8 protein-coding genes and 1 pseudogene are annotated in these 11,821 nt (G+C 71.7%); 2 read left to right on the top strand and 7 right to left on the bottom strand.

Annotation, left to right across the window (positions count from 1 at the left end; all coding sequences use genetic code 11):
• Nucleotides 1-4: 4 nt before the first annotated feature.
• A complete protein-coding gene (locus AB0M16_RS11185; RefSeq protein ID WP_365341258.1) occupies nt 5-1,015 on the bottom strand; it encodes a sugar ABC transporter permease in 1,011 nt (336 codons plus the stop codon).
• Nucleotides 1,016-1,113: 98 nt separating this feature from the next.
• Nucleotides 1,114-2,463 (bottom strand): ABC transporter substrate-binding protein, encoded by a 1,350-nt coding sequence (locus AB0M16_RS11180; RefSeq protein ID WP_365341256.1) that lies wholly within the window; start codon nt 2,461-2,463, stop codon nt 1,114-1,116.
• 281 nt (nt 2,464-2,744) lie between these two features.
• On the opposite strand from AB0M16_RS11180, the gene AB0M16_RS11175 reads away from it, so the two are divergent.
• Nucleotides 2,745-3,776, top strand: coding sequence for a LacI family DNA-binding transcriptional regulator (locus AB0M16_RS11175; protein WP_365341254.1), 1,032 nt, complete (start codon nt 2,745-2,747; stop codon nt 3,774-3,776).
• A 221-nt stretch (nt 3,777-3,997) separates the two neighbouring features.
• Here AB0M16_RS11175 and AB0M16_RS11170 read toward each other — a convergent pair whose 3' ends face one another.
• The 5 genes and pseudogenes from AB0M16_RS11170 to AB0M16_RS11150 form a co-directional block, all read right to left on the bottom strand.
• On the bottom strand, nt 3,998-4,279 hold the full coding sequence (locus AB0M16_RS11170) for a glutaredoxin domain-containing protein (protein ID WP_365341252.1): 282 nt from the start codon (nt 4,277-4,279) through the stop codon (nt 3,998-4,000).
• A gap of 96 nt (nt 4,280-4,375) precedes the next feature.
• Nucleotides 4,376-5,122 carry a GNAT family N-acetyltransferase gene (locus AB0M16_RS11165; protein WP_365341250.1) on the bottom strand — a complete coding sequence of 249 codons (747 nt, stop codon included), beginning with the start codon at nt 5,120-5,122 and terminating at the stop codon, nt 4,376-4,378.
• 174 nt (nt 5,123-5,296) lie between these two features.
• Entirely contained in the window at nt 5,297-5,785 is a 489-nt protein-coding gene (locus AB0M16_RS11160; protein ID WP_365341248.1) for a hypothetical protein, read from the bottom strand.
• Nucleotides 5,786-6,154: 369 nt separating this feature from the next.
• On the bottom strand, nt 6,155-7,918 hold the full coding sequence (locus tag AB0M16_RS11155; protein ID WP_365341246.1) for a glycoside hydrolase family 6 protein: 1,764 nt from the start codon (nt 7,916-7,918) through the stop codon (nt 6,155-6,157).
• Nucleotides 7,919-7,939: 21 nt separating this feature from the next.
• Nucleotides 7,940-8,391, bottom strand: a pseudogene (locus AB0M16_RS11150) (glycoside hydrolase family 5 protein); the annotation flags it as partial.
• A gap of 370 nt (nt 8,392-8,761) precedes the next feature.
• On the opposite strand from AB0M16_RS11150, the gene AB0M16_RS11145 reads away from it, so the two are divergent.
• Entirely contained in the window at nt 8,762-11,701 is a 2,940-nt protein-coding gene (locus AB0M16_RS11145; protein ID WP_365341244.1) for a glycoside hydrolase family 48 protein, read from the top strand.
• Nucleotides 11,702-11,821: the final 120 nt, after the last annotated feature.

The raw sequence follows: 11,821 nt of genomic DNA, 5'->3' as shown, positions 1-11,821 counted from the left end.
CGGGTCAGCCCCCCAGCTTCTTGCGGTTCACGCGGGAGATCAGCGCCTGCAGGCCGCCGACGAGGAGCAGGAGCAGCAGCATCACCCAGGCGATGGCGGAGGCCTGGCCCAGCGCGCCGGTGACCCAGCCCTTCTCGTACATGAGCAGGCTCAGCGTCTGGAACTGGTTGCCGCTGCCGCCGGAGATGCCCACGCTGCCGCCGTACAGCATCGGCTCGCCGAAGAGCTGGGTGGCGCCGATGGTGGAGACGATGACGGTGAACAGGATCGTCGGGCGGATCGACGGGATCGTCACACTGAGGAACTGGCGCCATCGAGAGGCCCCGTCGAGGGCGGCCGCCTCGTACAGGTCCTGCGGCACGGCCTGCATCGCGGCCAGGTAGATCAGCGCGTTGTAGCCGGTCCACCGCCAGGTCACGATCGCCGAGATGGCGATCTGCGCGGGCCACTTGGACGACTCCCAGTCGACCGGGTCGAAACCGACCAGGCCGAGCGCCGAGTTGATCAGCCCGTAGTCGGTGTTGAACAGCTGGGCGAAGACCAGTGTCGCCGCGGCGATCGAGGTCGCGTACGGGGCGAGGACGGCGACCCGGAAGAAACCCCGGCCGCGCAGCTTGTAGTTGAGCAGATGCGCGAGGCCGAGCGCCATCAGGAGCTGCGGGACGGTCGAGATCACGCCGATGGTGAAGGTGTTGGCCAGTGCGTTCCAGAAGAAGTCGCTGTCGGCCAGGTCGCTGTAGTTCTCCAGGCCCTTCCACTGCGGATCGCCGCCGAGCTCGACCCGGTTGAGCGAGAGCCAGCCCGTGTACAGCAGCGGGAAGAGGCCGAAGGCGGCGAAGGTCAGGAAGAAGGGGGCGACGAAGACGTACGGAGTCGCCTTCAGGTCCCACCGGTAGAGCCTGCTGCGCCGGGCGGACGGGCCGCCGGGCGCGCGGGCGCCGGGGCGCGGGGAGCGGGAGGGCGGTGCGTCGGGCGACGGGGAGCCGCCGTTCCTCGCCCGTACGGAGGTGGCCACGGAGGCGTCCTTCCAGGTCGGTGCGTACGGGTGGTGCGGTCGGTGGGCCAGGGGTGTCCCGCCGGCCGGCCCGGCGCGACGGGACACCCCCGCTCCCGCTACTGGTCGATCTTGTCGTCGACCAGCTTCCTGACGTTCTCCCAGGCCTTCGCCGGGTCGGTGCCGCGCTGCTCGATGTCGAGGATGCCGTTGTCGGTGAGGAAGGTCTTCACCTGCCCGTCCCAGCGGCTGATCGGGGCGGGCCGGATGTGCGCCGCGGCGGCCGCGTAGATCTCGCCGACCGGGGTGTCGCCGAAGTAGGGCAGCTTGGCGCCGATCACGGCGGACGAGGAGAGGGTGTCCTTGGTGGACGGGATGTTGCCGTTGACCGCGAAGACCTTGGCGTGCTGCGCCGGGGCGGTCAGCCAGGCGGCCAGCTCGGCGGCCTCCTTGGCGTGCTTGCCGGACTTCGGCACGGCCAGGAACGAGCCGCCCCAGTTGCCGGCCACCGGCGGCGCGGCGATGTCCCACTTGCCCTGGTTGCCGGCGCCCGCCTGGTCCTTGATGATGCCGGTCATCCAGCTGGGGCAGGCGACGGTGGCGAACTTCGAGTTCTTGAAGGCGGCGTTCCAGGTGCCCTTCTCGTCGAACTGGCGCAGCTTGGCCGTGAGACCGCCCTGCGCCGCGGCGACGGCCGTCTCCCAGGCCTTCTTCACGCCGGGGCTGGTCTCCCAGGCGAGCTCGCCGTTCGCGTTGGCGTACTGCTCCGGGTCGCTGTTGACCACGGCGTTGAAGAGGCCGCTCCCGGAGTCGTGGAAGAAGGTCCCCGCGGGCGCGCTCTTCCGGTAGGTCTTGCCGACCTCCAGGAACTTCGCCCAGTCGCCCGACCACAGCTGACCGACGGCGGTGCGGTCGGTGGGCAGCTTGGCCTTGGCGAAGAGGTCCTTGTTGTAGCAGATGGCCATGGGCCCGATGTCGGTGCCGAGGCCGATGACCCTGCCGTCCGCGGTGGTGGCCTGCTTGGTCTTCCAGTCCAGGAAGGCGCTGACGTCGGCGCCGCCGTTCTTGGAGAGGTCGACCCACTTGTCCGCCATCGCGGAGCCCGTCGCCTCGGCGATGTAGCCGACCTCGATCGCCTGGATGTCGGCCAGGCCGCTGTTGCGGGAGAGACGCAGCTTGAGGGTGTCCCAGTACTTCTGCCCGTCGGCGACGTTGGACTCGACGATCTTGATGTTCGGGTGCGCCTTCTCGTACTCCGCGTAGAGCTTGGCGCCGGTCTTGTTGTCGTAGCCGAAGGAACCGAAGGTTCCGACCCGCAGCGTGATCGTCCCGCCGTCGGCGGCGTCCCCTCCGTCGCCGCCGTCGCCGCAGCCGGTGAGCAGGGCCGTGCCCGCCGTCAGGGCCGCGACCGCCGCGAGTGCGGTGCGGCGTGCCCGGCCGGGGGCCGGTCTGCTGCTGGTAGTACGCATTCCACTCTCCTCGTCCAAAAGGTGGTGTCAGCGATGGGAGCGCTCCCACGTCCTCGTTGCCGGAAGGTTGCTGCCTGGCGGGTCGGGGTGTCAAGACATGAACACGAAATCTTCGGCGACTGTGTTCCGATAGTATGGGAGCGCTCCCATGCTTCGCCGGTCGAAGGGCGCCGCTTCTGACGCGGCCGGGGGAGTGGCCTATCTTGACCTGATCACCGCGGGCGCGCCGCGAGGGCGTACGAGGGGAGTGCGAGGCACATGGCGAGGGGAGCACGAGAGACGTGAACGGCGGACGGCACAGCGGCAGGCCCACGCTGGAAGAGGTCGCGGCCCGGGCCGGGGTCGGCCGGGGCACCGTGTCCCGGGTCATCAACGGCTCGCCCCGGGTGAGCGAACAGGCCCGCGAGGCCGTCCACCGGGCCATCGAGGAGCTCGGCTACGTGCCCAACCAGGCGGCCCGCGCGCTCGCCGGCAGCCGCACCGACGCCATCGCCCTCGTCATCCCCGAGACCGAGGCCCGCCTTTTCGCCGAGCCCTACTTCCTCGACATCATCCGCGGCGTCAGCGCCGAACTCGGCGAGGCCGACAAGCAGCTCCTGCTCACCCTCGTACGCACCGAGCGGGAGCGGCAGCGCTTCGAGCAGTACCTCGCCGCCCAGCGCGTGGACGGCGTCCTGCTCGCCTCCGTCCACGCCGACGACCCGCTGCCCGACCGGGTCGGCGAACTCGGCCTTCCCGTCGTCCTGAACGGCCGGCGTGCCGCCGACGAGTCCGCCGCCTACGTCGACTCCGACAACACGGGCGCCGGCCGCGCCGCCGTCGCCCACCTCGCCGGACGGGGCCGGCGCAGGATCGCGACCATCACGGGACCGCTCGACATGTACGTGGCCCGCGCCCGCCTCGACGGCTACCGCGAGGGCATCGCGGCGGCCGGACTCGCGCCCGACGAACTCCTCGTCGCCACCGGCGACTTCACCGAGGAGGGCGGCCGGCGCGCGATGCGCGAACTCCTGGACCGCGCGCCCGACCTGGACGCCGTCTTCGCCGCCTCCGACGTCATGGCCGCGGGCGCCCGCGGGGTCCTGCGGGACGCCGGCCGCCGCGTTCCGGAGGACGTCGCCCTCGTCGGCGTGGACGACTCGGCCGTCGCCCGGCTCATGGACCCGCCGCTCACCAGCGTCCGGCAGCCCATCGAGGAGATGGGCCGGACGATGGCACGGATGCTCCTCGACCGGATCGCCGGCCCGACGGAGACGGTCGAGCCCCGGCGGCGTGTGCTGCCGACGGAGTTGGTGGTGCGGGACTCGTCCTGAGGGGGCGCCGGCCGGGCCGGACGCCGTCGAGGCCCGGCCCGTCCCCCGGTCGGGTCCGGAGAGCAGCGCCGCTCGCCCGCGGGCGGGGCTCGCGGCGTCCGGTGCGTGCGGTCGCCCGGCGGAGGGCCGCCCTCGTGCCGGGCGTACCCGGATGATCCCGACGACGCGGCGAGCGTGCGTGCCAGGCGCCGCGAGCCGGGCGGGACTTCACGGACACGGCCCTAGGGGAGCAGGTGCGGGGCGCGGGCGGCCACCGCCGCGAGGAGTTGCTTCCGGGACGGGTTGACCATCGCGTGGCCCGCCACCGTGACGGTGGGCACCGTCTCGTTGCCATCGGCGACCGAGCGGACGAAGGCGGCCGCCTCCCGGTCCCGCCAGATGTTCACCGTCCGGTACTTCAGCCGCGTGAGGCGCAGTCCGGCGAGCAGCGTCACGCAGTACGGGCACAGGGGTCGCCAGTACACGACCACCTCGCCCCCGTCCGCGTCCGAGCCCCGGTCCATGGCCGCTCCTCCTCCCGTCGACGTCATGTGCAGACACGTCCCGTCGTGCCCCGACCGTACGTCGCCACCGTACGTCGCCACGGTACGTCGTCACGGTCAGGGAACGAGGACGGTGAGCGAGGTCCCGGTGAGCTCGAAGCCGAGCTCCTCGTAGAGCCGACGGGCCGCATTGCCCTCGCTCACCACCAGCTCGACCTCCCGCAGACCCCCGGCGGCGGCGTCCGCCAGCATCCGGCGCAGGAGGACCGAGCCCAGTCCGGCCCAGCGGGGACCCGGCCGGCGGAAGACGGTCGCGATCCACGGGAGGCCGTCCCGGTCCGTGACGACGACACCGGCGACCACGCGGTCCGCCTCGTCGACGGCCAGCGCGCTGCAGGGCAGCACGGGGCCGAGGGCCTCGCCGGTCAGGAGCGGGGCCAGCTGTGCGTCGAGGGCCTCCTCGTCGCTGCCGGTGTGGTGGTCCGGATGGCCGGCCGCGAAGGCGCCACGCCACGCCGGGAACAGGTCGGCGGCCGGGCGGTCGCAGGGAACGAGACGGAGTCCGTCCGTCGGGCCGGCGGACGCCCAGCCGGCCGGGAGCGGAGCGGCGATCAGGTCGCGGCGCATGGCGTGGGCGTGACGCATGGGGCGTGCGCCGTGCCGGACGAGCTCTTCGCCGAGCTCCACGGATCCTGACACGGCCCAGCCGGAGAGGCCGGTGAGGATCGCCGGTACCGGATCGGGGCCGACCGCTTCGGCGAGGTCGGCCCAGGGGTGGCCGTCGCGGGTGCCCGGGAGGTAGGTCAGCACCGGCTGACCGTCGGGGCCGGTGAAGGTCCGGCGTTCGTCGTCGTGCGGAGTCACATCTGTGCCTATCGGGTGCGGAGTCGCTCTGAGCGGGCCCATGCTCCGCTGCCCGGGCCGGATCGGCAACGGAATACACCGGCGCGGCGCGTCGTCGCGGCGACCCGGTGGGCGCCGGGGAGCGGGAGGGCCACGGCGCTCGACGCGCCGTGGCCTCCGCCCGGGTGCCCGGGATCAGCAGGGGCGGTTGTACCAGTTCATGGCCACGCTGGTGGAGCCGCCGTAGCCGGACAGCGTCAGGGTGTTGTAGCCGCTGGTGGGGACGAGGTAGTAGGTCGGCGTGAGCGTGACCGTCGTCCCGGCGGGAACGCCGCCGGGAGCCGACAGGTTGACCACCTGTGTGGTGCCGCTCGCGCTCGGCACGTAACCGGAGTCGGAGCTGACCTGGAGCCCCTGGTAGCCGGGGTTGCTGACGGTGAACTTCCAGGTGCTTCCGGCCGGCACGCCGGTCGTCGAGGTGATGGTGAAGGCGAACTTGCGGTTGTAGGAGGGCCCGACGCAGGTCTGCCCCAGCGTCGCGCTCTGGATCCCCACCGACACGGTCTCGGCGGAGGCGGCGGCACTGGCCGCTCCACCGCTGGAGAGCAGGGTCGCGGCGGAAACCGCGAGCGTTCCCGCCACGGAAAGAAGGCGGCGGTTCGCCCGCCCCGTCGTGATCTGCATTCCCGATCCTCCCCGCCGCGGTCGCGGCGATCGGACTCCCGGGTCCCGCTCCGGGACCGGGCCGTGCTCGGGCCGACCCCGCGTACGGGTCGAGCACACGGGGGTGGCACATGACGTTCCGTCACGCGCCTCCTCGTCAGCCCGGAGCAACATAGACGACGGGGACATGCCAAGGCCTGGTGAAACCGGAAATTCGTCGGCCCCAGCCCTTCCGGGTCGCTGATTCGTCGGTTCCGGATGGGGTCACTGACGATATCTGCGGCCGAAACGATTTTGCTTGCTTGTTTGCCTTGGTGACGTTCGCCCGCGCCGGTGGCGGGCCGGGACCCGGAGGTGCCGGCCCGCCCGCCGAGCCGAGTCAGGCGCGGGTCACAGCGCCGGGTACGCGTTCTTCAGGAGTTCCTGTAACTGGGCCGAGAACCACTGGCCCGACAGCGGCGCGTCCGGGAGGGCGCCCGACATGCTGTTGCCGTTGCGGGCGTTGCCCGTGTACGTCGGGTCGCACATGCGGTCGAAGCCCTTGCCCTGGTCGTTCGGGATCTCCTTGCTCGCGCCGTCCGACTCGCCCGGCGGCTTCATCCAGACGTACGCGTCGATGCCCGCGGCCGGAGCCGCCTGGGGCCGTTCGCCGAGTCCCGCGCCGGACTGGTTGCACCAGTTCCCGAGATGGATCCGACGGTCGTAACGGCCGCCGTTCACATAGGTGTCGACGCTCGTCCGAGCGCCGGGTCCGGTGGGACGGGCCGTACCGCCCCAGCCGTTTCGGGAGGTGTCGATCAGCATGCCGATCTTCGGGTCGAAGCCGATCGAGACCAGCTTGTCGCGCATCGCCTGGGCGTACGACAGCTCGTCGGTGTAGCGGTTCCAGTCCACCCACCCGGACTGGCGCACCGACACCCCGTTCACGGAGTCGTCGACCGTGAAGTGGTCCTCCTTCAGGGCGCTGTAGTTCGCGGTGTTGACGATGAAGCCCTGGACGTTGGCGACGGTCGAGCCCTCGGCGGTCGCGGCCGTCCTGAACAGCTCGGCGGAGGGGCCGAAGTTGTCGTCCCAGCCCAGCCAGCCGTGGTGGCCGGCGTCCACGTAGTTGTAGACGTTCGGGATCGCACCCAGCTTGTTCAGGGCGTAGCCGACGCCCTTGATGTAGTTGCCGTTGGCCTTCATCACGTCACAGTTCGCGGTGGCCGTCGGGCGCCCGGAGACATTGGTGACGAGGTTGGGCAGCGAGTCGATCTCGACGGTGGTGACGATCCGCAGGCCCGCGTACTTGGCGTCGGCGAGGATCGCCGCGATCGGGTCGATGTACTGGGTCTTGTACTTGTCGATCTCCGTCGGGCCGAGTTCGCCGTTGGACGCGAGCGCCGAGCAGTCCCGGCCGGGCAGGTTGTAGATCACCAGCTGGACGACGAGCTCGCCGCTTCCCTTCTGCTCCAGCGCCGCGTCCAGGTGGGCGCGCAGCCCCATGGAGGTGGCCGAGCCGTTGACGGCGGCGATCCGGTCCAGCCAGACGCCCGTGGGCTGGTGGGACACCTTGGTGCCGCCCGGCTCGGCCGCCGCCTTGGCCGACCACTCGGGATTGACGTACACCTTCGCCCCGGCGTATGGGTTGTCGGCCTTGGTCCCGGCCGGCGGAGGCGTGGTCGGCGGGGTGGTGGGCGGTGTCGTCGGGGGAGTGGTCGGCGGGGTCGTGGGCGGTGTGGTCGGTGGGGTCGCCCCGTTGCATGCGACGCCGTTCAGCGTGAAGACCGTCGGCACGGCGTTGGTCCCGCTGTAGGAGCCGTTGAAGCCGAAGGAGGTCGAACCGCCCGTGGCGAGAGTGCCGTTGTAGGAGACGTTCTTCGCGGTGACGGCGGACCCGGACTGGGTCAGCGCCGTGTTCCAGGACTGGTTGACCTTCTGGTCGCCGCCGAAGGACCACTCCACGGTCCAGGCGGACACCGGGTCACCGGTGTTGGTGACGGTCACGTTGGCGCCGAAGCCGGTGCTCCACTGGCTGGAGATCTGGTAGTCGACCCGGCAGCCCGGGGTCACGGCGCCTGCGGCGGCCGTGCCGAACACGGTCGCGGTGGCGCCGGTCGCGGTGATCAGGCCGAGGGCCGCGAGCAGGGCGGTGCGACTGGTTGTGCGGCTCATGGGGTGGGGTTCCCTTCCGGTTCAGTTTCCGCTCGGGCTGCGCAGGTGGTCGCGCGGCCCGATGCCGAATGCGGTGGGGGTGCCGTCGTACGAGCTGATCAGGGCCGGGCCCGGAGTTGCGGTCCCAGGTGTTCCGGGTCCGGCCCAGGTGGGACAGGCCGCGGTCGACGGCCCTTTCATGACGCGGTCGACGAGGGCGTGACCGCAGGTGTTCCCGCCGATCCCGCCCGCCACCAGGGGGACCTGGGCGGCGACCGGGCGAGCGTGCCGGTCCAGCACGTCTCGTCGGCGCAGGTGGCGAAGTGCTGGACGTGCGAGGCGGCGGCGATGCGGCCCGCCGGATCGGTCCGGGCGTGCGCGATCCACTGGCTCAGGTCGTCGGCGTACGCCGGACCGGGGACGAGGAGCAGGTTCTCCGCCCCCGTCGCTCGGACCGCGTCCACCGGGTCCTGCATGCGGGCGACCTCGTAGCCGGCCCGGGACGGGCTCCCGAGGCCGTGCCCGAGGTGGCGGGAGCGGTGCTCGCCGCCGTGAGCGCCGCTCCCGCGAGCAGCGCCGTCGGACGTGGGGGATGTCGCATGAGCGAGTCCTCACAGCGAGGGCACGCCCCGGTGGCGTGCCGACTGGGTGGAACCGCTCCCACTGGTCGGGCAGACCGTAGCGGCAACTGCCGCCAAGGAAAAGAGGAGTTGAGCAAATTCCCGCGCCGGGCGCCTTCGACTCTTCGGGTGTCTTGACGGCGTCTCGTCAGATCTGCACAGTGGGAGCGCTCCCACTGGTTCAGAGCTTGACCACTCGCCCTCGCACCACCCCACCTTCCGAGCCGCGAGGAGAACCACCCGCATGCCACCCCACCCCCGCCGTCCCCACCGGCCCCGCCGGCCCCACGGTCCACGCCGCCCGGTCCGGCCCCTCACCGCGCTGGCCGCCGTACTCGCCCTGCCGGCCGCCCTGTTGACGGTCGGGCCACCCGCCCAGGCCGCCGCCGTACAGTGCAGCGTCGACTACACGACCAACGACTGGGGCTCCGGCTTCACCGCCGAGCTCACGCTCACCAACCGGGCCGCCACCGCCCTGGACGGCTGGACGCTGAGCTACGCGTACACCGGTGACCAGAGGCTCTCCAACGGCTGGAACGGCACCTGGACCCAGACCGGCCGGACCGTCAGCGTCACCAACGCCGCCTGGAACGGCACCGTCGCCGCCGGCGCCGCCGTCACCACCGGCGCCCAGTTCGCCTACACCGGCACCAACACGGCGCCGACCTCCTTCAGCGTCAACGGCACCCCCTGCGCCGGCGCCCACCAGCCCCCGGTCACCGTCCTCACCAGCCCGGCGCCCGGCGCCGTCTACGGCGAGGGCGACGCCGTGCCGCTCGGAGCCACCGCGGCCGCCGCCGACGGAGCCACCATCAGCAAGGTGGAGTTCTACAGCGGCACGAGCCTGATCGGCACCGACACCAGCGCGCCCTACACCCTCGGGGTCACCTCCCTGCCCGTCGGCGCGCACTCGCTCTACGCCAAGGCGTACGACTCCCTCGGCGCCGGCGGCGAGTCCGCCCCCGTCGGCATCACCGTCGCCGCGGGCCCCGCGCTCGTCGCCACCCCCGCCCAGCTCTCCGTACGCCAGGGCGGGAGCGGCACCTTCGACCTCAAGCTCTCCACCCGGCCCCCTGCGGACGTCACGGTGACCGTCGCCCGCACCTCCGGCGTCACCGGTCTCACCGCGAGCCCGGCCGCGCTCACCTTCACCCCCGCGAACTGGAACACCGCCCAGCAGGTGACCGTGACCGCCGCGTCCACGGGCACCGGCACGGCCGTCTTCACCGCGACCGCCCCGGGGCACTCCGAGGCCGAGGTCACCGTCGCACAGCTCGCCGCGACCTCCACGTACGACGCCCGCTTCCTCGACCTCTATGGGAAGATCACCAACCCGGCCAACGGCTACTTCTCACCCGAGGGCATCCCGTACCACTCCGTCGAGACCCTGATCGTCGAGGCCCCGGACCACGGCCACGAGACGACATCGGAGGCGTACAGCTACCTCGTCTGGCTCCAGGCGATGTACGGGAAGATCACCGGCGACTGGTCCAGGTTCAACGGCGCCTGGGACACGCTCGAGAGGTACATGATCCCCACCCACGCCGACCAGCCCACCAACTTCGCCTACAACGCGTCCAAGCCCGCCTCCTACGCGCCCGAATGGGACCTGCCGTCCCAGTACCCGGCGAAGCTCGACACCGGCGTCGCGGCCGGCGCCGACCCGCTCGCCGCCGAGCTGAAGAGCGCCTACGGCACCGACGACGTCTACGGCATGCACTGGATCCAGGACGTCGACAACGTCTACGGCTACGGGAACGAGCCCGGCACCTGCTCCACCGGCCCGACCGCCACCGGCCCGTCGTACATCAACACCTTCCAGCGCGGCCCGCAGGAGTCCGTCTGGGAGACCGTCACCCATCCGACCTGCGACCGGTTCGCCTACGGCGGCAGGAACGGATACCTCGACCTGTTCACCGGGGACAGCTCGTACGCCAGGCAGTGGAAGTTCACCAACGCGCCCGACGCCGACGCCCGCGCCGTCCAGGCCGCCTACTGGGCCGACGTGTGGGCCGGACAGCAGGGCAAGGGCGCCCAGGTCGCCACGACCATCGGCAAGGCCGCCAAGATGGGCGACTACCTGCGCTACGCCATGTTCGACAAGTACTTCAAGAAGGTCGGCGACTGCGTCGGACCGACCGCCTGCCCCGCGGGCAGCGGCAAGAACAGTTCCCACTACCTGATGTCCTGGTACTACGCCTGGGGCGGCGCCACCGACACCTCGGCCGGCTGGGCCTGGCGCATCGGCTCCAGCCACGCCCACGGCGGCTACCAGAACCCGCTCGCCGCCTACGCCCTCAGCTCCCACGCCCCGCTCAGACCCACGTCGGCCACCGGCGCGACGGACTGGGCCACCAGTCTCACCCGGCAGCTGGAGTTCTACCGATGGCTCCAGTCCGACGAGGGGGCCATCGCGGGCGGCGCCACCAACAGCTGGCAGGGCCGCTACGCCACCCCGCCGACCGGCACGCCCACCTTCCACGGGATGTACTACGACGAGAAGCCGGTCTACCACGACCCGCCGTCCAACCAGTGGTTCGGCTTCCAGGCCTGGTCCATGGAGCGCGTCGCCGAGTACTACCAGCAGACCGGCGACACGGCCGCGGGGACCGTCCTCGACAAGTGGGTCGCCTGGGCGCTGTCCCGGACCACGATCAACCCCGACGGCACCTACCGCATCCCGTCCACCCTCCAGTGGTCCGGCGCGCCCGACACCTGGAACGCGGCGAGCCCCGGCGCCAACAAGGGCCTGCACGTCACCGTCGCCGACTACACCGACGACGTCGGCGTGGCCGCCGCCTACGCCAAGACCCTGACGTACTACGCCGCCAGGTCCGGACACGCCGAGGCCGCGCGGGTCGCCAAGGCGCTGCTCGACGGCATGTGGACCCATCACCAGGACCCGCTGGGCATCGCGGTCCCGGAGACCCGCGCCGACTACAACCGCTTCGACGACCCCGTGTACGTCCCGAGCGGCTGGACCGGCACCATGCCCAACGGCGACACCGTGAACTCCTCGTCCACCTTCGCCTCGATCCGCTCCTTCTACGAGGACGACCCGGCCTGGCCGAAGATCGAGGCCTATCTGGCGGGCGGCGCCGCCCCCGTCTTCACCTACCACCGGTTCTGGGCCCAGGCGGACATCGCCCTGGCCATGGGCTCGTACGCGGAGCTGCTCGAATAACCGCCGCCCCGCGACAGCGAGCAGGCTCCGCGTACGACCGGGCCGGGCGGACCCCACGGGGTCCGCCCGGCCTCCTTGCGCCGTCCCCGCCCGGTCGCGGGAAAGGGACCATCGGGGCAC

Source organism: Streptomyces sp. NPDC051921 (genome assembly GCF_040680975.1).
Classification (GTDB): domain Bacteria; phylum Actinomycetota; class Actinomycetes; order Streptomycetales; family Streptomycetaceae; genus Streptomyces.
The sequence above is the reverse complement of the archived record's forward strand: the minus strand, read 5'-3'. Positions and strand labels throughout refer to the sequence as shown.

Bases quoted from the DNA above. Each gene is read 5' to 3' on its own strand.
- AB0M16_RS11155 (WP_365341246.1), bottom strand. From the start codon at position 7,918: ATGAGCCGCACAACCAGTCGCACCGCCCTGCTCGCGGCCCTCGGCCTG.
- AB0M16_RS11180 (WP_365341256.1), bottom strand. From the start codon at position 2,463: ATGCGTACTACCAGCAGCAGACCGGCCCCCGGCCGGGCACGCCGCACC.
- AB0M16_RS11170 (WP_365341252.1), bottom strand. From the start codon at position 4,279: ATGGACCGGGGCTCGGACGCGGACGGGGGCGAGGTGGTCGTGTACTGG.
- AB0M16_RS11145 (WP_365341244.1), top strand. From the start codon at position 8,762: ATGCCACCCCACCCCCGCCGTCCCCACCGGCCCCGCCGGCCCCACGGT.
- AB0M16_RS11160 (WP_365341248.1), bottom strand. From the start codon at position 5,785: ATGCAGATCACGACGGGGCGGGCGAACCGCCGCCTTCTTTCCGTGGCG.